General features: G+C 49.2%; 18 protein-coding genes. 11 read left to right on the top strand and 7 right to left on the bottom strand.

The features are described from left to right. Window positions 1–252 precede the first annotated feature (252 nt). The 3 genes from G7083_RS07095 (at window position 253) to metF (ending at window position 5,022) form a co-directional block, all read left to right on the top strand. A complete protein-coding gene (locus tag G7083_RS07095) occupies window positions 253–1,419 on the top strand; it encodes an O-succinylhomoserine (thiol)-lyase (RefSeq protein ID WP_166014146.1) in 1,167 nt (388 codons plus the stop codon). 12 nt (window positions 1,420–1,431) lie between these two features. Next, window positions 1,432–3,843 (top strand): bifunctional aspartate kinase/homoserine dehydrogenase II, encoded by a 2,412-nt coding sequence (locus G7083_RS07090; RefSeq protein ID WP_166014145.1) that lies wholly within the window; start codon window positions 1,432–1,434, stop codon window positions 3,841–3,843. Window positions 3,844–4,119: 276 nt separating this feature from the next. Then, entirely contained in the window at window positions 4,120–5,022 is a 903-nt protein-coding gene (gene metF, locus G7083_RS07085) for a methylenetetrahydrofolate reductase (RefSeq protein ID WP_166014144.1), read from the top strand. A gap of 117 nt (window positions 5,023–5,139) precedes the next feature. Here metF and zapB read toward each other — a convergent pair whose 3' ends face one another. Continuing rightward, window positions 5,140–5,382: a cell division protein ZapB gene (gene zapB / locus G7083_RS07080; protein ID WP_166014143.1), complete on the bottom strand. Its 243-nt coding sequence runs from the start codon at window positions 5,380–5,382 to the stop codon at window positions 5,140–5,142. A gap of 314 nt (window positions 5,383–5,696) precedes the next feature. Here zapB and glpX point away from each other — a divergent pair, with 314 nt between their 5' ends. Further along, window positions 5,697–6,704 carry a class II fructose-bisphosphatase gene (glpX, locus tag G7083_RS07075; protein WP_166014142.1) on the top strand — a complete coding sequence of 336 codons (1,008 nt, stop codon included), beginning with the start codon at window positions 5,697–5,699 and terminating at the stop codon, window positions 6,702–6,704. A gap of 91 nt (window positions 6,705–6,795) precedes the next feature. Here the strand turns inward: glpX and pfkA are convergent, their stop codons facing one another. The 3 genes from pfkA to G7083_RS07060 all read right to left on the bottom strand — a co-directional run bounded on the left by pfkA (window position 6,796) and on the right by G7083_RS07060 (window position 9,560). Continuing rightward, the gene (gene pfkA / locus G7083_RS07070; RefSeq protein WP_166014141.1) at window positions 6,796–7,758 is read right to left on the bottom strand and encodes a 6-phosphofructokinase; all 963 of its coding nucleotides are present in this window, start codon (window positions 7,756–7,758) and stop codon (window positions 6,796–6,798) included. 262 nt (window positions 7,759–8,020) lie between these two features. Then, window positions 8,021–8,926 carry a CDF family cation-efflux transporter FieF gene (gene fieF, locus G7083_RS07065; RefSeq protein ID WP_166014140.1) on the bottom strand — a complete coding sequence of 302 codons (906 nt, stop codon included), beginning with the start codon at window positions 8,924–8,926 and terminating at the stop codon, window positions 8,021–8,023. Window positions 8,927–9,074: 148 nt separating this feature from the next. Then, entirely contained in the window at window positions 9,075–9,560 is a 486-nt protein-coding gene (locus tag G7083_RS07060; RefSeq protein WP_166014139.1) for a CpxP family protein, read from the bottom strand. 202 nt (window positions 9,561–9,762) lie between these two features. On the opposite strand from G7083_RS07060, the gene G7083_RS07055 reads away from it, so the two are divergent. The 3 genes from G7083_RS07055 to trmL all read left to right on the top strand — a co-directional run bounded on the left by G7083_RS07055 (window position 9,763) and on the right by trmL (window position 12,447). Next, complete coding sequence (locus G7083_RS07055; RefSeq protein WP_166014138.1) at window positions 9,763–10,449, top strand: response regulator; 687 nt, start codon at window positions 9,763–9,765, stop codon at window positions 10,447–10,449. Further along, window positions 10,449–11,846 carry an envelope stress sensor histidine kinase CpxA gene (gene cpxA, locus G7083_RS07050; RefSeq protein WP_166014137.1) on the top strand — a complete coding sequence of 466 codons (1,398 nt, stop codon included), beginning with the start codon at window positions 10,449–10,451 and terminating at the stop codon, window positions 11,844–11,846. Before G7083_RS07055 ends, cpxA begins: the two co-directional genes overlap by 1 nt. A gap of 124 nt (window positions 11,847–11,970) precedes the next feature. Further along, window positions 11,971–12,447, top strand: a complete 477-nt coding sequence (gene trmL, locus G7083_RS07045; protein ID WP_166014136.1) for a tRNA (uridine(34)/cytosine(34)/5-carboxymethylaminomethyluridine(34)-2'-O)-methyltransferase TrmL — start codon at window positions 11,971–11,973, stop codon at window positions 12,445–12,447. 20 nt (window positions 12,448–12,467) lie between these two features. Here the strand turns inward: trmL and G7083_RS07040 are convergent, their stop codons facing one another. Further along, window positions 12,468–12,947 (bottom strand): FxsA family protein, encoded by a 480-nt coding sequence (locus G7083_RS07040; protein ID WP_166014135.1) that lies wholly within the window; start codon window positions 12,945–12,947, stop codon window positions 12,468–12,470. 317 nt (window positions 12,948–13,264) lie between these two features. On the opposite strand from G7083_RS07040, the gene aspA reads away from it, so the two are divergent. From aspA to G7083_RS07020, 4 genes are all read left to right on the top strand, one after another. Beyond that, a complete protein-coding gene (aspA, locus tag G7083_RS07035; protein ID WP_166014134.1) occupies window positions 13,265–14,716 on the top strand; it encodes an aspartate ammonia-lyase in 1,452 nt (483 codons plus the stop codon). Between the two features lie 241 nt (window positions 14,717–14,957). Continuing rightward, a complete protein-coding gene (locus tag G7083_RS07030; protein WP_166014133.1) occupies window positions 14,958–16,265 on the top strand; it encodes an anaerobic C4-dicarboxylate transporter in 1,308 nt (435 codons plus the stop codon). Window positions 16,266–16,668: 403 nt separating this feature from the next. Continuing rightward, window positions 16,669–20,244: a pullulanase-type alpha-1,6-glucosidase gene (gene pulA, locus G7083_RS07025; RefSeq protein WP_166014132.1), complete on the top strand. Its 3,576-nt coding sequence runs from the start codon at window positions 16,669–16,671 to the stop codon at window positions 20,242–20,244. A gap of 147 nt (window positions 20,245–20,391) precedes the next feature. Further along, the gene (locus tag G7083_RS07020; protein WP_166014131.1) at window positions 20,392–22,206 is read left to right on the top strand and encodes a protein-disulfide reductase DsbD; all 1,815 of its coding nucleotides are present in this window, start codon (window positions 20,392–20,394) and stop codon (window positions 22,204–22,206) included. Between the two features lie 55 nt (window positions 22,207–22,261). On the opposite strand, the gene G7083_RS07015 is transcribed toward G7083_RS07020, so the two are convergent. Together G7083_RS07015 and G7083_RS07010 are read right to left on the bottom strand one after the other, a co-directional pair. After that, a complete protein-coding gene (locus tag G7083_RS07015; RefSeq protein WP_166014130.1) occupies window positions 22,262–24,010 on the bottom strand; it encodes a potassium/proton antiporter in 1,749 nt (582 codons plus the stop codon). Window positions 24,011–24,420: 410 nt separating this feature from the next. After that, on the bottom strand, window positions 24,421–25,095 hold the full coding sequence (locus G7083_RS07010; protein ID WP_166014129.1) for a 7-cyano-7-deazaguanine/7-aminomethyl-7-deazaguanine transporter: 675 nt from the start codon (window positions 25,093–25,095) through the stop codon (window positions 24,421–24,423). Window positions 25,096–25,200: the final 105 nt, after the last annotated feature.

Genomic DNA, 25,200 nt, shown 5'->3' with positions numbered 1-25,200 from the left:
CTTCGTTGTTTTGGTTCGAATCGAAATTTCAAAGGCCTCAATTTTAGCGGCATTTACTGCCATAAGCAAAGACATATAGACATCTAGATGTGTTGACGTCTCAAATTAAGAGCAGTAAAGTAGCGCATAATAAATCGCCGGTCATCAAACCGAAACTCAGCGGGGTGGTACTTTCACCATTCCGCTGCCGCTTTCTGCGTCGAGGCGGTATGATAAGGCTCTCTAGGACAGAATAGTCAGCAAGGAAATGCTATGACCACACGCAAACCTGCCACGATTGCGGTGCGTACCGGAATCGAATCAGATACTCAATATCATGCGGTTGTGCCACCGATCTATCTTTCCACTAACTACGGTTTCCCCGCCTTTGGTGAAGTACCACAATACGATTACACCCGTTCTGGCAATCCGAACCGTAGTTTACTGGAACAAACCTTATCCGAGCTCGAAGGTGGCTCGGGTGCGGTTGTCACCAACTGTGGTACTTCAGCCATTAATTTATGGGTAAGCGCTTTCCTCGGCCCACAAGATCTGATCATCGCCCCTCACGACTGCTATGGCGGCACTTATCGCTTACTGAATACCCGTGCCAAAAAAGGCGATTTCCAAGTGCAATTTGTCGATCAAACCGACCAAGCCGCATTCACCCAAGCATTAGCCCGTCAGCCTAAATTACTGTTGATTGAAACGCCTTCCAACCCACTGCTGCGGGTAGTGGATATTGCCCATCTGTGCCAACAGGCCACAGCGCAAGGCACTTTGGTGGCGGTAGATAACACCTTTTTGACCCCCATATTGCAAAAACCACTTGCCTTAGGCGCTGATTTTGTCCTGCACTCCACCACCAAATACATCAATGGTCACTCGGATGTGATTGGCGGAGTGTTGATCTGCAAAAATCCGCAGCACGCCACCGAGTTGGCTTGGTGGGGTAATTGTTTAGGTGCGACAGGCACCCCCTTTGATAGCTACATGACCCTACGTGGTCTGCGTACTCTAGGCGCGCGGATGCGCCAACATGAAGAGAATGCCCAGCGCATTTTAGCCTATCTACACAGCCAACCCTTGGTGGGCAAACTTTACCACCCTAGCCTAGCGAGCCACGCTGGCCATTCAATAGCCAAACAGCAGCAGTCTGGATTTGGCGCCATGCTCAGTTTTGAGTTTGCCGGCAGCTTGGCACAATTAAAGTGCTTTGTCGGTCAATTGACACTGTTTTCACTCGCGGAATCACTGGGCGGGGTCGAAAGTTTGATCTGCCACCCTGCCTCGATGACTCACCGGGCAATGGGCGAGGTTGCCCTAGTGGAAGCGGGCATTTCTCAGCAACTGCTGCGCCTTTCGATCGGCCTAGAAGAGAGCGGCGATTTGATCGCCGATCTTGATCAAGCCTTTCAGCAAGCTAATTCCATCACTTAAGGAGATCCGCGTATGACTCACGCCCGTCAGTTGCATAAATTTGGAGGCAGTAGCCTTGCCGACCCAGAGTGTTATCTGCGCGTCGCCAGCATTCTGAAAAGTTACTCAAAAAGTGAAGATTTGGTGGTCGTATCGGCCGCCGGCAAAACCACCAACCGTTTGATCAATTTTGTGCAGGCACTGAGTAAAGATGGTCGAGTTGCCCACGAAACCCTACAAGGTTTGCGCCACTATCAAGCGGAGTTGATCACCAAACTGCTTGCCGCGCCAACGGCGGAGCAGCTATTAAGCCAATTACGCCAAGAGATCAGCGTGCTCGGAGAGCTGCGTGCACCACTCACCAGCGCCCAATACGCTTGGGTGCTCGGCCACGGAGAGCTGTGGTCAGCACGTTTACTGGCCACCTTACTCGATCAGCAAGCGCTACCAGCGGTGGCGCAAGATGCGCGTGCCTTTTTACGTGCTGAAGCAGGCACCCAACCAGAAGTTGATCGCGCGCGCTCTTACCCTCTGCTCAAAGCGGTATTGGCGCAACATACCCAGCGGCGAATTGTGATCACTGGTTTTATGGCCCAAAACGATCAGGGGGAAACCGTACTGCTCGGCCGCAATGGTTCCGATTACTCGGCCACGGTGATTGGTGCTTTAGTCGAGGTTTCACGAGTCACCATCTGGAGTGATGTCGCAGGTGTATACAGTGCCGACCCACGCATAGTGAGTGACGCCTGCTTACTGCCGCTGCTCAGGCTCGATGAAGCCAATGAGCTAGCGCGCTTGGCCGCGCCGGTACTGCATAGCCGTACCTTACAACCTGTCGCACACAGCACCATGGAGCTGCATCTACGCTGTAGCCATCAAGCCGAATCCGGCTCGACCCGCATTGAGCGGGTGCTGGCCTCAGGACGCGGCGCAAAAATCGTCACCTCATTGGATGATGTGTTACTGCTTGAACTCAGTTTTACTCATCAACATGATGTACAACGTCTACAAGAAGAGGTGCTGCAACATTTACAACGCATCCAACTACAACCGCTCACTTATGAGGCGCAGCCCGATCAACACCGCTTACGCTTAGCTTACACCGCCGAGATTGCTCCCGGTGTGGTTGCGGCACTGCAATCAGCTAATTACCCAGCCGAACTGACCCTCAAAGCCGGCTACCATTTAGTCGCGGCAGTCGGGGCTGGCGTAACCAAAAACCCCAACCATTGTTACGGTTTCTATCAACAACTGAGCGCATTACCGGTTGAGTTTATCAGCGCATCGGAATCCAACCTCAGCTTAGTCGCCGTGCTGCGCCAAACCCCACTGAATCCGTTGGTCAATGGCCTGCATAATCAACTATTCCAAGCACAAAAACGGGTCGCGATTGCGCTGTGCGGTAAAGGCAATATCGGCTCAAGCTGGCTTAAACTGTTTGCCGAACAGAAACAGAAACTGGAACAGCGCCACGGCATGAGTTTTGAACTGGTCGCGGTGGTCGATAGCCAAACCTACTGGTTTAACCAACAAGGCATCGATCCCAGCCAAGTCGCCAACCGCTTTCAAGACGAAGCGCAGCCAAATCTGGCCGCAAACTGGCTCAGCCAACTGGGTAAATTAACAGGTTACGATGAAGCGGTGGTCATTGATGTCACTGCCAGCGCAGAATTGGCCCAGCACTATTTAGCCATCGCTGAGCAAGGCTGGCACCTGATTTCCGCCAATAAAATGGCAGGCTCAGCTCCCGGTAATTACTACTATCAAGTGAAAGATGCGTTTCACAAAATCGGTCGCCACTGGCTGTATAACGCTACAGTGGGTGCCGGTTTACCGATTAACCATACCGTGCGCGATTTGCGTGAAAGTGGCGATGAAATCATGGCGCTGTCGGGGATTTTCTCCGGCACCCTCTCTTGGCTGTTTCAACAATACGATGGCAGTTTACCGTTTAGCGAATTGGTCGATTTGGCTTGGCAACAAGGCTTAACCGAACCGGATCCGCGCCGCGATCTGGATGGCTCGGATGTGATGCGCAAACTGGTGATTCTCGCCCGTGAATCTGGCTTAGAAATTGAGCCGCACAGTGTCAAAGTTGAATCCTTAGTGCCAGAGGAGCTGCGCTCAGTGTCGCTGGATGATTTTTTCGATCACGGCCAATTACTCAATCAACAGCTCGCAGAGCGCCTCGCCCGCGCCCAGAAACAGGGCCGGGTGCTGCGTTATGTCGCCAGATTGGAAAAAAATGGCAAAGCCAGCGTTAGCGTCGAAGCGCTTGAGCAAGATCATCCGTTAGCCAACTTGCTACCGTGCGACAATATTTTCGCCATTGAAAGTAAATGGTATCGCGATAATCCACTGGTGATCCGCGGTCCTGGCGCTGGGCGGGAAGTGACCGCAGGTGCGATTCAATCTGATCTCAATCTACTCGCCAGCTTGCTGTAGCCACATATAAAGCTCGTCGCTTTGGCGAGCTTTAACTTTTAGCGCTAGGTTTGGCCACTCGCTTCTGATGGTGAAGCGCGCCGCTCGCATTCCACATCGCCCAACCAAATAGCGACCACTTAATCACCAACTTGAATCCAATTCAGCTACAACATGAATAATATTCATACTGCTAGCGTTGACATCCAGCCTCATTCACGACAAGCTACAGCCATATGGACGTCTAAACGTAAATTTGAATTCAGGCAGTGACAGGTTCGTCACAGGGAGTACAAGATGGGATATACACACGCCAGCCATATCGATGCCTTAAACCGGAACGTTGCTGAACTGTCCGATATCAATGTCTCATTTGAGTTTTTTCCCCCAAGTTCAGCACAAATGGAACAAACACTGTGGGATTCAGTACAGCGCCTAAAAACTCTCCAGCCCAAATTTGTCTCGGTCACTTATGGCGCGAATTCCGGCGAGCGGGATCGTACCCATTCGATCATCAAAGCCATCAAAGATCAAACCGGTTTAATTGCCGCCCCCCATCTCACCTGCATTGACGCGACACGCGATGAACTGATCCAAATTGCGGATGATTATTGGCATAACGGTATTCAAAATATTGTTGCCCTGCGCGGTGATATTCCAGCTAATGGTGGCCAGCCGGATATGTACGCCGCCGATCTAGTGGCGCTGCTCAAATCTCGCCACGATTTCGATATTTCAGTGGCCGCTTTTCCTGAAGTGCATCCTGAAGCAAAAAGTGCGCAGGCGGATCTACTCAATTTGAAACGCAAAGTAGATGCAGGAGCTAACCGCGCCATCACCCAATTTTTCTTTGATGTGGAAAGCTACTTGCGTTTTCGGGATCGCAGCGTTGCAGCGGGTATTGAGGTCGAAATTATCCCCGGTATTCTACCGGTGTCTAATTTTAAGCAAGCGGCACGCTTTGCGGCACAAAACCACGTCAAAGTGCCCAACTGGATGGTAAAACAGTTTGCCGGATTGGAAGAAGATCCTGTCACTCGTCAGTTGGTTGGTGTGAGTCAAGCGATTGATATGATACGCGTACTATCGCGTGAAGGGGTGAAAGATTTCCATTTCTACACTTTAAACCGCGCCGAAATGACTTACGCGCTCTGCCACACTTTAGGGGTCAGACCGCCAGCGTCAAGCTGTGCCCTGTAATTAAAGCGCTACTCAGTAATTAAAGCTATACCCAGTCACTAAGCCGATGCTCCGTGACAAGATCGAATACGCCGACCCAGTGGTCGGCGTATTCGATTTTATGCGATAACGGTAGAGTTACTCTACGTCTTCCATTTTGCCAAGCAGGCTACGGATACGCTCTTGCCACGCCGTATGCTCTTGCTCAACTTGCTGAGCACGCTGCTCTAACTCATCACGAATATCACGCAATTGCTGAGCTTCAGTTTGGAGTTGTTGCTTGGCATCTTTCAGCTCTTCAACTTCCATTTGCAGCAGCGCGATAGTGTCGACTGCAGTTTGAATTTTTGCTTCGAGTTTTTCTAATACTTCAAAAGACATGGTGTTTTACCTTTGTTGATCCGGTTAAGGTGAAGTCAACTTCACTGATTGAGATCATTCTACTCAGCCCTGTGCTTAGAAACACCTCCTAAGTGGGATCTTTTTACTATTTGGTTAAAAAAAACGCGCAATTTGACCTTCTCTTAACTTAATCGCGTACTCACGCTCGGCTAGCTGCACGAACTTGAGCCTATGATGACTTTTTTAGTCGGTTTTTGATCAAAGGCAAAGGCTGACCACCGCAAAAAGCAAACGATTACTTTAGACTATGGTAGAATCCGGCGCAGATTTTCTCTCTTGAGTTTGGAGCAAACATGAAACGCGATTTGGCAATGGCTTTTTCCCGCGTCACCGAAGGTGCCGCACTAGCAGGCTATAAATGGTTAGGACGTGGTGATAAAAACGCGGCCGATGGTGCAGCGGTAGAAGTGATGCGTATTTTGCTCAATCAAACCGAGATCAGCGGTGAAATCGTGATTGGTGAAGGCGAAATTGATGAAGCGCCGATGCTTTATATTGGTGAGCAAGTGGGAATTGGCGGTGATGCGGTGGATATCGCCGTCGATCCGATTGAAGGTACCCGCATGACCGCGATGGGGCAATCCAATGCACTGGCTGTCTTAGCCGCAGGCGAAAAAGGTAGCTTCCTCAAAGCACCTGATATGTACATGGAAAAATTGGTGGTTGGCCCGGGCGCGAAAGGCTGTATTGATCTTAATTTGCCCCTGCAAGAGAACTTGCACCAAGTTGCTCACGCGCTGAATAAACCGCTGAGCGAATTGGTGGTGATTACCTTAGCCAAACCGCGCCACGATAACGTGATCGCCGAAATGCAGCAGATGGGCGTACGTGTATTTGCCGTGCCAGATGGTGATGTCGCGGCGTCGATTCTTACCTGTATGCCAGACAGCGAAGTAGACATGATGTACTGCATTGGTGGCGCACCGGAAGGGGTTGTGTCAGCGGCGGTGATCCGCGCACTAGATGGCGACATGCAAGGTCGCTTACTGCCACGTCACCAAGTTAAAGGTGATACAGAAGATAACCGCATTTGGGGCGCACAAGAGCTTGAACGCTGCCAACAAATGGGCGTACAAGCAGGTAAAGTGCTCAAAATGGAAGATATGGCACGCAGTGATAACGTCATTTTCGCTGCAACCGGGATCACCAAAGGTGATCTGCTGGATGGCATCAGCCGCCAAGGCAACATTGCCACCACCGAAACCCTGTTGATCCGTGGTCGCTGCCGCACTATTCGCCGCATTCGCTCGACCCATTATCTGGAGCGGAAAGATCCTCAAGTGCGCGACATTATTTTGTAACGCCAAACGCGTGTCATAAACGCACATAAAAAAAGACCGCACTGCGGTCTTTTTTATCTATCCGTGGAGTTTGTTACTCAGCCAGTGCAGCTTAGAACAACTCTTCAGCGACTTTGAAGAGATCAGAACGTACTGGACGCTTCATGTTTTCAATCGCATCGATGATATCGTGATGCACCAGTTGCTCTTTTTGGATACCAACACAGCGGCCGCCGTGGCCTTCCATCAATAGATGCACTGCATAGTTACCCATGCGCGATGCCAATACTCGGTCAAACGCGGTTGGTTTACCACCACGTTGGATATGACCCAGTACGGTAGCACGGGTTTCACGACCGGTCGCCGCTTCAATTTCTTTTGCCAGCTTGCCCGCATCCATCATCAACTCAGTCAGGGCGATGATCGCATGCTTTTTACCTTTAGCGATACCATCTTGGATATTGCTGATCAGCTGTTCCATGTTCAAGCCGGTCTCTGGAGTGATGATGTATTCACAGCCACCCGCGATTGCTGAAGTCAGTGTCAGATCACCACAGTGACGACCCATGATTTCAACAATAGAAATACGCTGATGTGAAGAAGATGTATCACGCAGACGGTCAATCGCTTCAATTACAGTATCGAGCGCAGTCAGATAACCGATGGTGTAATCAGTACCTGCGATGTCGTTATCGATCGTGCCTGGCAGACCAATACATGGGAAACCCATTTCAGTCAGTTTCTTCGCCCCCATGTAAGAGCCGTCACCACCGATCACCACTAACGCTTCAATGCCGTGTTTTTTCAGGTTCTCAATCGCTTTTTCACGCACTTCCACTTCACGAAATTGTGGGAAACGCGCCGAACCCAAGAAAGTACCACCACGGTTGATCACATCAGACACACTTGAGCGGTCTAATGGCTTAATACGATCTTCGTACAAACCCAGATAACCGTCGTAAATGCCATACACTTCTAGACCTGCGCCCAATGCGGTACGGACTACGCCACGAATAGCTGCGTTCATGCCAGGGGCATCGCCACCACTGGTCAACACACCGATTTTTTTAATCATGCTCACCCTCGAACTTTGCAAATCGAATATCAATTTCTACTCTGTTTGGCTGCTGGCAACCAAACCGAAAAATCCAAAAAAAACTGTCGGTAATGTTACCTTTCCCGATTAGGATTACTACTGTTATTTGCACTAAATTGTGTAAGTAATCTACGAATGTAAGAGTATTACAGTTTTGTGCGCTCACGTGTTGATTCATGTCAGGATTGACGTTGGTTGCCAATCTGAGCAAAATATAGTCAAACCTCAACCGTTTGTCGTGCTATTGGGCCATTTTTTGTCGGAGTTCCGCTTCAATCACCACCGAATGCGGATCTTGGTGAATCAATACATCGGCCCCGCTAAATTCGGCACGCAATTTATCCTCAACCTGATCGGAAATATGATGAGCTTCGAGTAACGAAATATTGTCATCCAATTCCAAATGCAGTTGGATAAATCGGATAGGGCCCGACATCCGAGTTCGCAACTGATGCATACCAATCACCCCCGCCACGCTTAAACAGATCGCGTTGATCTGCTTCAGTTCTTGATCCGGTAATTTACGATCCAGCAGTGTTTGTACTGCATCATGTACCATCTTAAACGCACTGCCTAAAATATACAGACCGATGCCAATCGCAAAAATCGCATCCGCTCGACCAAAGCCCCACCAACTCAAACCGAGCGCCACCATAATCGCCGCATTCATTAATAAATCAGATTGATAGTGCAACGAATCCGCCGCAATCGCTTGGCTACCGGTTTTTTTCACCACATAACGCTGAAATAGCACTAAACCTAAGGTGACCAGCATTGCAATGGCACTGACATAAATCCCTAACTCAGGGGCATTTAATTCATGGGGGCGGAAAAAGCGCTCAACGCCATTGAGGATCAAAAAACAGGCAGAGCCGGAAATAAACATCGCTTGCGCCAACGCGGCTAACGATTCGGCTTTACCATGCCCAAATGCATGTTCATGATCGGCCGGTTGCAAGGCAAAACGCAATGCGATGAGATTAACCACCGAAGCGGCGATATCGAGCAGTGAATCGATCAACGAGGCCAATAAGCTAACCGAACCGGTGATCCACCATGCGCCAACTTTGACCACTAATAACAAGGTTGCGATCGTCGTTGCCATCCATGCCGCCATCGTGACCAAACGGGCATAATCCTTGTTCATCACCAGTTTCCTTTCAGGTTCATTTTAATGCTCAGATGGGCGATTATATAACCGAGCAATCAAACACCACAAGGCAGCCCTGAGGCTACCTAGTCGTTAAAAACAGCGGTTAAAAATACACGGGAATCAGATCACGCTACTCGGGCGATTAGTCAGCCTTGCGTTTATGATTGCCCTGTTGCAGACACTGTTGCATCTGATCTTGCTGCAATGTCTGCCATTTGGCTTTCTGCTCTGCGGTCAACACATTCATCATTTGCTGACGGTGTTGCAGCATGTTAACTCGCTGAGCCACTTGTTGCTCGACCATCTGTTGCGCTAGGTTTTGAGCGGCGGCTTGATCAAAATCAGCCGCTAGCACTAAAGCGCGTTCCTGCTCATGCAGCGCTTTCATCGCAGCACGCTTATCATCACGAGTATTACGCATCTCATCACGATGAGTGTCACGCAACTTTTGCAGTTGAGCTTGCTGCTCACTCGTCAGATCAAGCTGTTTCCACAGCCGCGCTTCGCCACGCCCACATGGGCCATCACCTTTATGATTGGCGGGACCACCGTAAGCAAATGCAGCACTGGTACCAAAAACGAGCGGGAATACCGCCGCAGCTAACAGGATTTTTTTGGCAAGTTTCATTGTTGATTCCTCTACATCATATTTAAGATTAGCAGGCTGCTCGGCAGCGCATGAACATAGCATAAAACCTGCAAGGTCAAGTGATGTATAGCCAGCGTAAAGAATCGTAAATCGCAGACCGCGCACTGACGAGGCCAGTTATTTCAAGATAAACTGTCGCCAATCAACCGAATACACCGCACCAGTGATCCACGAGGCAAACATGGCACATATCCTTCTGATCGATGATGATAGCGAACTGACCAGTCTATTAACTGAAGTGTTGCAGTACGAAGGCTTTAGTGTCTCGGAAGCCAATGACGGCGAAGCCGGATTAGCGGCAGTCAGCCATGAGACCGATCTGATCCTGCTCGATGTGATGATGCCTAAACTCAATGGTATGGAGACCCTCAAACGACTACGAGAAAACTGGGCGACTCCAGTGTTAATGCTGACCGCCAAAGGGGAAGAGATTGATCGGGTGATCGGCCTAGAACTCGGAGCCGATGATTATTTGCCAAAACCGTTTAGCGATCGCGAGTTACTGGCGCGTATCCGAGCGATTTTACGCCGAACCCAACCTGCGCTAACCGCAAAATCGACTGACGTCATCGAGTGTCAGGATATTCAGGTTTATCCTGGCAAACAAGAAGCCTATTGCCAAGGACAACTGCTTGATTTGACCACTACCGAGTTTGCTTTGCTGGCTCATTTTGTCCAAGCACCGGGGGCCACGCTAACCAAAGAGATGCTCAGCATTGAAGTGTTAGGTAAACGCTTGGCGGCATTTGATCGGGCGATTGATATGCACGTTTCCAATTTACGCAAAAAATTACCAGAGCGCCCGGATGGTAAAGCGCGGATCAAAACGCTGCGTGGACGAGGCTATTTGATGGTACTGGAGGAATGATGCGTCGACCATTACCGCTACCCAAGCTCAACAATTTGTATGGGCGGATCTTCGCCATTTTTTGGTTCACTATGTTGCTGGTGCTATTTGCGGTATTGACGTTGCCGCATCTTGATCCGCGTAAACCTCGCGATCTGTCGCCGGTGGTTTTACAACGCTTAATCGAAAGCAAAACCCGCTTTGAGTTGGAGTACCAGAACAGTAGCGATCTCAGTAAGATTCTGTTTCAGCTCGAAGGGCGAGGCAGCTTGCAACGTGAGCACGATGGCCGGCCGCGTTTCTTCGTTACCGATTTAGAGGGCAATGTCCTCACCACCGCCAAACACGCCGATTTTCGGCTTAAAGCACTGCAAAATTTCTCGTACAGCATTGAATCGATCAACAAACCTCAGCAGCAACTGTATGGTCGCTATATGTTGGCCGGTCCGGTGCCAATCCGACTAGCCAAACAAGAGCTACTGCTTTACGCGGGTATGCGCTCAGATGAGCCACCACCGTTTTTATTACGCTTATTTGATAAACCGATCCAACTGCTGTTAGTGGTGATGTTAGTCAGCACACCGCTGCTCCTATGGCTCGCTTGGGCGCTGAGTAAACCGGCACAAAATTTGGCTCAAGCGGCACAACGGGTCGCACGTGGCGAATTTGTGCATGATCCGAAACTCGAACGTGGTACCGCTGAATTTCAGCAGGCAGGACGCAGCTTTAACCAAATGGTTGATGCGGTCAATCAGATGGTATCTGGCCAGCAACGGCTATTGTCTGATATTTCCCATGAATTGCGCTCGCCACTCACCCGACTACGAATGGCCAATGCACTCGCAATGCGTAAACTTGGCACCAGCAATGAGTTAGAGCGCATTGATACCGAGGCGCAACGTTTAGAGCAGATGATTGGCGACTTGCTTGCCTTATCGCGCATGCAAACCAACGGCCATTTACTACGAGAAGTGCAGCCGCTGAGCAGTTTGTGGGAAGAGCTACTCAAAGATGCGCAATTTGAAGCAGAACAAATGCACAAAACCCTCACCTTTGATGCGATCCCGCAACGCACGATTAATGGCACGCCTAAGCTACTGATGAGTGCACTGGAAAACGTAGTGCGCAATGCGATTCACTATGGCCAGCAACAAATCCACGTCGCATTTCACACCCAAGATAACCAACTGACGGTTTGCGTCGATGATGATGGCGCTGGCGTTCCCGAACAAGAGTTGGTAGATATTTTCCGCCCCTTTTATCGAGTATCGACCGCGCGCGATCGACACAGCGGTGGCACTGGGCTAGGGCTCGCCATCACCGAAAGTGCTATTCGCCAACACAGCGGTACGATCTGCGCCGTCCGCAGCCAGTTGGGTGGTTTGCAAGTGTGCTTTAGTTTGCCACTCGCAATATAAATCATGCAGCAACTCATGCTGCAGCTAGTAATACAGCAGATAATAATACAGCCGAGAGTAATCCGGCACATCGGTAGGGTTTACGTATATACTCGCCGCTTCTTTACATTCACGGATCATTGTTATGTTTGATATTGCTCTGTATGAGCCAGAAATCGCGCCCAATACTGGGAACATCATTCGCTTATGTGCCAATTGTGGTGCTAACTTACACCTTATCGAACCACTTGGATTTGATCTGGAAGAAAAAAAAGTGCGCCGCGCCGGCCTTGATTATCATGATTTAGCTCGCGTCACGCGCCATCAAAATTACTCGGCCTTCATTGAATATTTACAGCGTGAATGTGCTACTTATCGGCTATTTGCTTGCACTACCAAGACCACTCAACCTCATGTGGATGCCACATTCCAACAAGGTGATATTCTGTTATTTGGACCAGAAACCCGCGGCCTACCGGCTGAAATCATCGCCAGCTTACCGGCTGAGCAACGGATCCGTATTCCGATGATGCCAGAAGCGCGCAGCCTCAATCTTTCCAATGCAGTGGCGATTATTGCCTTTGAAGCATGGCGACAGATGGACTTTGCTGGCGCAATCTAATCCGCCAATGCTACAGAGCCTTACTTCAAACGTGGTGGCTGTTGATCCTCTTTGCGTTCAAATTCACCATCATAGGTTGTGCCGTGAGTTTGATCGGCAAATGGGTTAGGCTGCTGAAAACCGGGCTGACCGCTGTGCATCTGACCGATCACCATACGGCTCATCACTGACTGAGCCAACCAAGCGCGGGGCGCGGGCAGCAAAATCAGCAGGCCGATCATATCGGTGAAAAAGCCCGGCACCAGCAGTAACATACCAGCCAGTGCCAACATCATCCCTTCTAAAATCTGCTGCGCGGGCAGTTGCCCTTGCGCCAAACGCTGCTGCACGGTCAATAAGGTTTGCAAGCCTTGGCTGCGCACCAGTGATGCCCCCACCACGGCGCTCAACAACACTAAGCCGATAGTTGGCCATAGCCCAAGCCAATCACCGACTTGGATAAATAGCGCAATCTCAAGCACCGGAATCGCAATAAAGAATAACAGTAAGATCGGGAACACAATGCCTCCTTGGTTTGCTGCCAGTGTATGCCTTACCACCCTAACCACCAACGGAGAGGGTGTAAAAAAGTGTGTGCTTTACTATGCCAAAACGCAATATTGTCACCTACAATGTTTAGTACAAGCTTTGTATCACTCTGGCTGGATAAAAGCCAAAATAGTGATCTAGTTACTATTTTTTATATGTGGTTACAGTATTATGTGCCACATAAGTCAGGACGGATTTCCAGGCAAAAACTCTGACGAATGGATTCTTAAGTTACAGAAATAGCTATTAATTTTGCTTTTTCACTAGATAAATTATCTAAGGATCCTCTATGTCTACCCAATCTGAAGCGCTCAACAGCGCAACATCAGCCACCCGTATTGAAGAAGATCTGCTTGGTCAACGTCATGTTCCAGCGGAAGCTTATTACGGTATTCATACCCTGCGCGCGGTAGAAAACTTCAACATTTCTAATGTCACCATTTCAGATGTTCCTGAGTTTGTGCGCGGCATGGTAATGACCAAAAAAGCGGCCACTCTTGCTAACAAAGAGCTGGGCGTGATCCCAAAAGATGTCGCTAACTACATTCTGCAAGCGTGTGATGTGATCCTCGAAACCGGTAAGTGCATGGATCAATTCCCGTCAGACGTCTTCCAAGGTGGTGCGGGCACATCGGTCAACATGAACACCAATGAAGTGATCGCCAACGTAGCATTGGAATTAATGGGCAAGCAAAAGGGTCAATACGAATTTATTAACCCCAATGACCATGTTAACAAGAGCCAATCAACCAACTGTGCTTATCCGACCGGTTTCCGGATCGCGGTTTACAACAGCATCCTGAAAGTGATTGATGCGGTTGAATACCTGAAAAGCGCGTTTGATTTGAAAGCAATTGAGAACAAAAACATCCTGAAAATGGGTCGTACTCAGCTACAAGACGCAGTGCCGATGACCGTTGGCCAAGAGTTCCACGCATGGTCAGTCACGCTGAATGAAGAGATCCGCGCGCTACAATACACTTCTAAGCTACTGCTGGAAGTAAACTTGGGCGCAACCGCCATCGGTACTGGTCTCAACGCAGCACCTGGCTATCAAGAGCTCGCGGTAAAATATTTGGCGCAAGTGACAGGTCTTGAAACTGTACCTGCGGAAGATTTGATTGAAGCGACCTCAGACTGCGGCGCTTACGTGATGACCCACGGTGCACTGAAACGTTTAGCCATGAAACTTTCGAAGATCTGTAACGATTTACGTCTGCTTTCTTCTGGCCCACGAGCTGGCTTCAATGAAATCAACTTGCCAGAAATGCAAGCAGGTTCTTCAATCATGCCAGCTAAAGTTAACCCAGTGATCCCAGAAGTGGTCAACCAAGTTTGCTTCAAAGTCTTTGGCAACGACATCACCATCACTTTTGCTGCAGAAGCCGGTCAACTACAGTTGAACGTAATGGAGCCAGTGATTGCGCAAGCGATGTTTGAATCTATCTCTCTACTGACCAACGCGTGTATCAATCTACGCGATAAGTGTGTCGATGGCATCACCATCAACCAAGAGATTTGTGAAAACTTCGTGTTTAACTCAATTGGCATCGTGACTTATCTCAACCCATACATTGGCCACCATGAAGGTGACATTGTGGGTAAAATCTGTGCCGAAACCGGTAAGAGCGTACGTGAAGTGGTTCTGGAGCGCGGTTTGCTTACCGCAGAACAATTGGATGACATTTTCTCAGTTGAGAACCTGATGCATCCTCAGTACAAAGCAAAACGTTACGAATAATCGCCGTGTTAAGCCCCCTTATTTGGGGGCTTTTTCACATGTCACTCCACCAATACCAACGACTAAGGTTGCAGGTTAACGGCAAGTGAGTGAGGCCCATCATATAAATATGACATGGGTCAGCCAAAGCCGCTAACACCGCGGCAACTTCAGTGGATGGTTAACATGATGAAAAGATTATTTGAACGCTCGTAGTGTGAGTGTTGAGCTAATTTTTTCATCTTTACATGAGGTAATCATTATGATCTGGGTCGAACTACTCGTTGTTCTCCTCTTCATTTTCCTGGGCGCACGGATTGGCGGTATCGGCATTGGTTTTGCCGGTGGTGCCGGTGTGATCGCCTTGTCATTAATCCTAGGTGTTCCAACTAAACAAGCCTTTATTCCTGTCGACGTGATCCTGATCATCATGTCAGTGATCACGGCGATCGCCGCCATGCAAGTGGCCGGCGGTATGGATTGGCTGGTTCAACTGGCAGAAAACTTCCTGCGCAAACATCCGGAAAGAATCACTTTCTATGCCCCGATTGTGACCTTCCTGATGACCCTGATGGCAGGTACTGGTCACACTGCATTTTCTACCTTGCCGGTGATTGCTGAAGTCGCCAAAGGTCAAGGGGTGCGTCCTTCTCGCCCATTGTCAATTGCGGTGGTGGCTTCACAAATTGCCATTACTGCTTCACCGATCTCAGCCGCAGTGGTTGCGTTTGCGGCCATGCTGGTGCCATTTGGTGTTGATTATTTAACCCTGCTGGCCATCTGTATCCCAACCACTTTTGCTGCCTGTATGGTCGGTGCATTCGTGTCTAACTTTATGGGTAGCGAGCTGAAAGAAGATCCTATCTATCAAGAACGTCTGACCCAAGGTCTGATCAAGCTTGCCGGTACTCAACAGCGTGAAATTTTGCCAACAGCCAAAACCGCCACTTACATCTTCATCACCGCGATCATTCTGGTGGTGTGCTACGCGGCGGCGATTTCAAACTCGATTGGCTTAATCGAAAACCCAGCACTGGGCCGTAACGAAGCGATCATGACCTTCATGCTAGCCGCCGCGGCCGGTATTGTGCTGTTTACAAAAATTGATGCCGCAAAAATTCCAGCAGCTGCGACTTTCCGCTCGGGCATGACCGCTTGTGTCTGTGTACTCGGTGTGGCTTGGTTGGGTTCAACCTTTGTTAACGCACACGTTGATGGCATCAAGGAAGTGGCAGGCACTCTACTGGCTGACTACCCATGGATGCTGGCTATGGTGCTGTTCTTTGCTTCAATGCTGTTGTACTCACAAGGTGCAACCACAGTGGCATTGATGCCAGCCGCTCTGGCGATCGGTGTTGCGCCACTGACTGCAGTCGCTTCTTTTGCGGCGGTGAGTGCGCTGTTCGTACTGCCTACTTACCCAACGCTATTGGCTGCGGTAGAAATGGATGACACAGGCTCAACGCGCATTGGTAAATATGTGTTTAACCACCCATTCTTCATCCCAGGTGTGGTCACCATTGCCAGCGCCGTGGCGTTTGGCTTTGCCTTTGGTAGCCTATTTATCTAACCTCTACTGATAGGTTAAGTGCAAAATCATGGGAGCTACGGCTCCCTTTTTTGATTAACCAGCCCATTTCGTCACATACTGCTTAAGCTTTATTCACATAAAAAATCATTTAATGGATAAATATAAGCCGGTTCACACTATTGATTGCTGATATACAGTATCGACAATGGTTAACTAGCGAGCCTGCCTACACTTTTGCTCAAATTATCTATATTTCAGCCTACAATCCGTGCTCTGCTTCACTTGCTCTCATTCCACCATCCGTGACCCATTACCCCTACCATGCTTTTTTACTCCTCTAAAAAATCTTTATTGACCCCCCTCACAATCGGTATCCCTGAGCTTTCCTTACCCTTTTTGTTGTGTTGCACAACCCTACTTATAATTCTAAGGAGCCCAAAACGTGAACCGTCCTATATTTAAACTTTCACGCGTCAATCAAGCTTTGCTGCCGATCTTGGCAAGCTCATTGCTGATCGGCTGTAATAATGACAGCGATACATCCACGCCACCCACCACGCAGGCCAATCAAGTCAAGGTGTACTATCAAGCAAACTCTGCACTACGTAGCAGTGGCGGTGCGGATTACAGCAAAGCTTCGCTGTATGTGTGGAACAACCAACAATGTGCGGCCTATGCTGATAATAATCCAGATGCCGGTGCTTGGGATAAAGGATTACCCCCCACTGGAGTTGACGATTCAGGCGTATATTGGCAATTGTCTTACCATGCAAATGATGCCACTCAATGTATCAATTTTATCCCGCGGATTGATGGTGAGAAACCACTTGGTGATTATGATGCGAAGATCGATTTAACTCAGCTAGGGGCTGACAATGCAGTTTACACTCAGCAAGGTATCGCTGCAGTCTATCCTGAGCTGATTCCTATTTTACCCACCAATACCGCACGCCTTTATCTTAATACCCAAGATGGCGATGCCGACAGCTTTACCCTGCATGTTTGGAATGAAGGTGAGTGCCAAAACTATGCAGCGAGTAATTCAGCTTGGCCGGGCATCGCTCCCACTGGACGCAGTCAAACCTATGGCCCTTACTGGGATTTGCCGATGAATGGCAGTGATAATTGCATCAATGTCATCCCCAACAACAAATCTAGCGGAGATTATCAAACCGCGAATCTGAAACTCGAATTTAGTAAGACTGGCGTAATTGGTCCGATTGGTTTTGTATTTAAAGGCACGGACAAAGTTTATTATCAACCGTTAGCTCAGTTGCCTCAAAATCAGGTCGAGCTCAGTGGTGCCAGCGCTATTTTTGCCGATGAGCAGACGTTACTGGTCGGCAATCTAGATGCCACATCAGTCACGCTATATTACTCAAAAGCAGGCAAGCTCAGTTTTGATAATACGAGTAAAACGGTACTTAATGCCGATCATCAGATCTCCTCACAGGACACAAGTGGAACTGCGTGGCAAACGCAAAAACCACATTTAACCTCAGCATTTCGTGGCTTTGAGTTTGATTTCGCGACCGCAGGTTTAGATCTCAAAACCTTACTGCAAGGGCAACTGATACTGGTCGCCAATGATGCGACTGGCGTTCTGTTAGCAACCGAGGTTCAACCCGCCAGTGCGCTAGATGCACTGTATGCTGATGCGGCGAGTGGTTTAGAATATGGGGCAATCATCAATTCCGATAACACAACCACCTTCCGCTTATGGGCTCCCACCGCCCAAACCGTGTCACTAATCCCTTACGGAACAGATAAGCAAGCCCAAACTCCGATTGCGATGAACTTTGATGACCAATCTGGCAGTTGGAGTGTCACGACGACCGAACTAGGTCATGGTGATTACTATCGTTATCAAGTGACGGTTTACCATCCAACAACAGACAAAGTCGAAAGCTATCAAGTGACCGATCCTTACTCACTAAGCTTAGCGACCAATTCGCTCTACAGTCAGGTGGTCGATCTTAATCATGCCGATCTTAAACCTGCTGGCTGGGATACATTAACCGCACCGCATCCACAGACCAATCGCGCTGACTTTATTTTATATGAAGCACATGTGCGTGATTTTTCAGCACTTGATAACACCGTAGACAAAACATCTCGCGGTAAATTTGCCGCGTTTAGTGATTTCGATAGCCAACCTGTGCAGCACCTAAAACAGTTAGCCGACTCTGGTGTGACTCACCTGCATTTACTGCCCGTGTTTGATATTGCAACGATTAATGAAAATCCCGATCAAGTGGTTAACCTGGAGGCATCATTCAGCCGTTTATGTGACCTCAATTCAACGATCAAAAATGACGATGATTTGGCCAGCTATTGCGCCACAAGCAACACATTGCAAAGTGTGTTTGAGGATTTACAACAGCAAGACCGCCAAGATAACGCGATTGTGCAGCGCTTAAATAGCTATGTTCGCGATGTGGATGGCTTCAACTGGGGTTATGATCCACTCCACTACACGGTGCCGGAAGGCTCTTATGCGACCAATCCTGACGGAGTTAGCCGGATTAAAGAATTTCGCGAGATGGTACAGGCGATTAAGCAAGATATTGGCATGAATGTAGTGATGGACGTGGTGTACAACCATACCAACGAAGCGGGAGTTTCGGATAAATCGGTACTCGATCGCATCGTGCCTTGGTATTACCAACGTTTAAATGAGTGGAGTGGGCAGGTAGAAAACTCGACTTGCTGCTCAAACACCGCTCCAGAAAATCGTATGTTTGCTAAGCTGATCGATGATTCGATCCGGACTTGGGTTGAACAATATAAAATCGATGCTTTCCGTTGGGATTTGATGGGCCACCATCCATTAGATCAGATGATCAACACCTTAAACGCAGCTCGTGAAATCAATCCGGATGTTTACTTCTACGGCGAAGGTTGGAATTTTGGCGAGGTGGAAAATGATCGCCAATTCAAACAGGCCAGTCAGGCTAATTTAGCCGAAAGCGGGATTGGCTCATTCTCCGATCGTCTGCGTGATGCGGTACGCGGTGGTGGACCATTTGATGGCGAAGCAAGCCTACGCAGCAATCAAGGCTTTGGTAATGGTATTTACGTACAAGCCAATGATTTGAGCAGCCAAACGCTTAGCGATGCACTGCACGCGGCTGATTTAACCCGCCTTGGCATGGCGGGCAATTTAAAAGCGTTCACCTTTACTGACCAAACGGACAAGACCATTAAAGGCTCGGAGCTGGACTACAACGGCCAAGCGGCTGGTTATGCCAATGATGCTTGGGAAATCCAGAACTATGTCTCAAAGCATGATAACCAAACCCTATGGGATATTCAGCAGTACAAAATTGACTACGCGGTGCCACTAGAAACTAGGGTGCGTATGCAAGCGGTCAGTTTAGCCACTGCAGTGCTCGGGCAAGGTGTACCATTTATTCATATGGGTAGTGAATTACTGCGCTCTAAATCGATGGAACGTGACTCCTACGATTCGGGTGATTGGTATAACCGGGTGGATTTCAGCAAACAGAGCAATAACTGGAATGTCGGACTACCACGTCAAGACAAAGATGGCAGCAACTGGTCGATGATTGAAACCGTGATTGCGCAAGCCGGAGCCAAGGCCGAGCCTCAAATAACTGAAATTAGCGCCATGAACAATTATTTTAATGAACTGGTGCAACTGCGCAGCTCTTCAGGATTGTTCAGCTTAGGTAAAGGCGATGAGATCATTAAGCGGGTCCAGTTCCATAACACTGGCAGTAAGCAGATCCCAGGCGTGATCGTGATGAGTATTGATGGTCAAGACCAGCCAACCATTGACCCTGCGCGTTCAGGTTTAGTAGTGGTGATCAATGCTAGCCCGACACCACTGGCAAAATTTGCACACTTTGATGCCACTGGTTATCAATTACATACCATTCAAGCAACACTAGGCAATCGCTCAATAGCCGATGATGGCACCCCAGCACAAGTGATTGATAACCTACTCTCAGTACCTGCATGGTCAGTGGCCGTGTTTGAAAAACTCCATCAATAATGGATCAAAACGTAAAAATACACCGCTAAACCACAAGGGAAGTCACCGACTTCCCTTGTTCGCATTCAAGATATGGAAACTTATTGACACAACCTACGGTCTGATTAAGTTACTATCCGTTGCCAATGATTAATCACGATTTTGCCCATGCGCACACTGTTACTCTGTTTTTCGCTGCTATTTGCCCTACTCACTCAGCCGGCTTGGGCACTGTTTAGCAATAATGCCGCCAACAATACTGCCGGTTTTACGGCGAGCCCCAACCGTTTCGTCGCGGTCGATGAGGCCTTTCCGTTAAATACTGTCCAGCAAGGTTCGACCCTCTTTATTGATTGGCAGATCAAAGCGGGCTACTACCTGTATCAAGATCGGATCACTATTCATGGTGAAAATATTCAGCTTGGTGAGTACTCACTGACTGAAGGTGAACCTTACCATGATGAATTTTTTGGTGATGTGCAGATCTACACCACGCCGTTATCTGTGCCGCTGCCGTTGGCCGCTTATCAAAGTGGAGCCAAAGTGATCATCCAGTATCAAGGTTGTGCTCAAGCAGGTTTCTGTTATCCACCAGAAACACGAGTGATCGACATTACGCCATTTAAGACAGAGTCGACCCGCATTATCGAGCCCAATACCAACACCTCAACGCAAGCAGCACCACCACAAACCGATAACACAGCCACCTCTGCCCAAGATTCGCTGGCCACTCAGCTCGCAAAAAATTGGTGGACACCACTGCTGTTTTTAGCCTTCGGCATCGGCCTGGCCTTTACCCCTTGCGTGCTGCCGATGTACCCGATTTTGACCAGCATTGTGCTTGGAGGCACACGACTCACTCAACGTCGCGCATTGCTATTAAGTGTGGTTTACGTGCAAGGGATGGCACTCACTTACACCTTACTCGGGTTAGTGGTGGCTTCGGCGGGGCTGCAATTCCAAGCCGCACTGCAGCATCCTTATGTGCTGATCGGGCTCAGCTTACTGTTTGTGGCATTAGCGGCATCAATGTTTGGTTGGTACCACTTACAACTGCCCAGCGCGCTACAAACACGACTCAATGCGCTGAGTAATGCTCAGCAAGGCGGCCGTCTGCTCGGCGTGTTCAGCATGGGGGCAATTTCTGGTTTAGTCTGCTCGCCCTGTACCACCGCGCCACTCTCTGGAGCGCTGTTATATGTGGCACAAAGTAGTGATTGGTTGACTGGAGCGGTAACCCTCTACGCTCTCGCGATTGGCATGGGTATTCCGCTGATTTTGGTTGCGGTATTTGGCCAGCAACTGCTGCCTAAATCGGGCGATTGGATGGGGCGTGTGAAAACCTTATTCGGTTTCGTGCTGCTCGCGGCACCACTCTTGCTGCTAGAGCGGATTTTGCCGGAGTGGTGGGCTAGCCTACTCTGGTCTGCGCTTGGCGTTGCCACATTTGGCTGGTTATATCATGTTAAAAACAGCCTAGCATTGGGCAGTTGGAAGCAGAGCCTAATAGGAATCGTGGCAATTTTAGGGCTAGTGCTGGCGGCGCAGCCGGTGTTACATCGCTGGTGGATGCCAGCACAACCGACTCAAGCGGTGAACACCATTCAGTTTCAGCGGATCGCCAATCTACACCAGCTAGAAACCGCTTTAGCCAGTGCTAAAGCTCAGGGTAAGCCAGTGATGCTCGATTTCTATGCCGATTGGTGCGTCGCCTGCAAAGAGTTTGAAAAATACACGTTCCACGCCGCCTCCGTTTCACGTCAACTGGATGATTTTGTCTTACTGCAAGCGGATGTGACCCAAAATCAGCCGGCCGATATTGAACTGCTGAGCGCATTAAACGTGCTCGGATTGCCAACCATTGAGTTCTGGAATCAACGAGGAGAACCGATGCCAAATGCGCGCATTACCGGCTTTTTGGCGGCGGAGCCTTTTATCAACCACCTCACTCAGCACGGGTTAATCTCGCCAGTTAACCGATAATCGAAACCTGCGACTGAGCGAAGCGATGATTCGCTCAGTCGTTGAACCTATTTTGCTATTGCTCTGCGTTTTCAATCAACTGCTGCTCGGCCGGTAAACGTAGACCAACCTTAGTCACCTTCCAATCAACCACATCCGCGACCACCCATTGCAGACCATGCCACTCGAAGTGATCGCCCAATACTGGCGTTTCGCCTAAATGCTCCAGCACCAGATCGCTCAGTTGCGCATCGGCGGTTAACTCACCTAAATCTAAGCCATACAGCAGTGCCACATCTTGCAACTTTGCTTCAATATCCAGGAAAAAGTCACCAAAAAAGCGCGCCAGCGAAGCTTTTTCCGGCGCCTCACTGAACAGCTGGCTCAACGCTTCCAAATCACGCTCTTGCGCCATCACACACAGCGTATCGCCTTCACACAACTCGGTACTACCGGAGGGGTGCAGCAGCTGATTATCGCGAAACACCGCGGCAATCCGCGTCCCTTGCGGCATAAACAGATTACGCAGTGGCTCACCAATACACCATTTATCCGCTTTCAGTTGATAGATAAACAGCTCCCATTCGCTGGTCGGATAGATTTCTACCCCAGTGCGTGAAATCGGCTCAGGCTTAGGAGGCAGCTCGACTTTGGCTAACGCCATCGCTTTGGTTAGCGTGCCACCTTGCACCACTAAAGAGACCATCACCACGAAGAAAGCGAGGTTAAAATAGAGCTGAGCATTAGGCAGCCCCGCCATCATCGGAAATACCGCTAAGATGATCGGCACCGCGCCACGTAATCCGACCCAAGACACAAACCATTTTTCACGCGCGGTAAAACTTTTAAACGGTGCCAAACCAATCCACACCGCAATCGGACGCGCCAACACGATCATCCCAACCGCTAACGCTAAACCAGGCAGCGCAATCTCCAGCAGTTCTGACGGTGTAACCAGTAGCCCCAGCACCAAAAACATGCCAATTTGCGCCAGCCAAGTCATGCCATCAAGCACGTTGAGGATGGAGTGGCGACTACGGGTTGGCCGATTCCCTAGCAGCAACCCCGCAAGATAGATCGAGAGGATACCACTGCCGCCCAGCGCATTAGACAGGGCAAAAATCATTAAGCCACCACTCACCGCCAGAATTGAGTACAAACCTTCTGGCAACTGATTACGGTTGATCAGCCACCACAAAATCCAACCGCCAGCCAAACCAAGTAGCGCACCGACTCCAAATTGCTGTAGGAAATTAAGCAATAAAAAACCAGCACTTAAGTTGGCTTCGCTGCTGCCAAGCACCGCGATTAGAGTCACGGTCAAAAATACCGCCATCGGATCGTTGGTTCCGGACTCAATTTCCAAGGTTGCACCAACCCGCTGATTGAGGCTGCGGCCTTTAAGCAGTGAAAATACCGCGGCCGCATCGGTCGATCCGACAATCGCGCCGACTAACACACCTTGCAGTAAGCTCAGATCAAATAACCACATCGCAAGCAACCCAGTCAGCAAGGTGGTGATCGCCACACCTAAGGTTGCCAGTGAGACCGAAGGCCAAAACGCGACCCGAAAACTGGCCACCCGAGTGCGCATGCCACCATCAAGTAAGATGATTGCCAAAGCGAGGTTACTGACCAGATAAGCGACCGGATAATTATCAAAACCGATTTGGCCGATGCCATCTTCGCCGGCCAACATACCCACCGCCAAAAACACCAATAAAATCGGGATCCCCAATTTTGATGACACAGGGCTGAGTAGTACGCTGATACCGATTAGTAAGGCACCTATCATGAAAAAACTGTTAATCGTAACCGCGTCCACTCTTCCTCCCAGTCAACTATTAACCCATTACTGGGTTGTACTTATTATATGGCTCAACTCATGCTGCCCTGACCAAAATTAGCCGGCCGCAGGTCTGATTTCATCCCGTATCTTGTGCCACCATTGTGCACTAATTGATGACAGGCTAAGAAAAGTTTATGCAAACAAATCACTTTCGCGCGAGCTTTTTATACCCAAACAACTTGGAGTAGCAGGTAGGCGGCAAGTGAGTGAGCCCCCATGAGCATAGGCAAACTATGTGATTGGGGTGAAGGGGATATTCATAAGGTGAATAAACGGGTTCCACTAAGATTCAACCAGCATAAAAACCCGAGAGATTGAATTCTCCCGGGTTTAATCTTTTCCTCGCTCTGCCGCTTATGTTTAAGCCTTAGCGCTAAGAGGCTGAATTATGCGGCTTTGACACTTGCTGCGGTAAAGTGCTGATTGATCATGGTCAGCTTTTTGATCAGGTAGTTCAGCAGCACGCCATAAATAGGCACAAATAAACCTAAACTAATGATCAATTTGAAGCTGTAATCAACCAAGGCAATCTCCATCCAATGCTCCGCCATAAACGGGTCGCTGCTTTGGTAAAAAGCAATCGCGAAGAAAGCCAAGGTATCAAGCGCATTACCAAGCAGAGTGGAACAGGTCGGCGCAATCCACCACTGCGGCATTTGCCGTAGGCGGTTAAACACCTGCACATCCATGATCTGTCCAAGCAGGTAAGCCATAAAGCTGGCCATCGCGATACGCGCCACAAACAGATTAAACTCACTGAGTGGGGCAAAGCCTTGATATTGACCTTCAAAGAACACCACTGACAGTAAATAAGAGACGCTCAACGCAGGCAGCATCACCCAAAAAATGATCCTACGCGCTAATCCGGCACCAAAAATTCGCACCGTTAAATCGGTGGCTAAAAAGATAAATGGAAAAGTAAACGCGCCCCACGTAGTGTGGAAACCGAAAATGGTAAACGGGATTTGCACCAGATAATTGCTAGAAGCAATGATCACGATGTGAAATAGAACAAGATAGCCAAGGGCTTTGCGCAATTGCGCAGGGGTAAAGTGATTCATACTATACCTTTTTAGTTTGGTTTGGGGGCGAGGGAACCCAAATTGGAAGCACGCTTCCGACTCAAATTTTACGTGATTGACCTGAGGCCAGCTCACAAGGGCGGC

Origin of the sequence: Vibrio sp. HDW18 (genome assembly GCF_011306175.1) — a bacterium.
In the GTDB taxonomy this organism is placed as follows: Bacteria; Pseudomonadota; Gammaproteobacteria; order Enterobacterales; family Vibrionaceae; genus Vibrio; species Vibrio chanodichtyis.
Note: the sequence above shows the minus strand (reverse complement) of the source record. Positions and strands in the feature narration are given on the sequence as shown.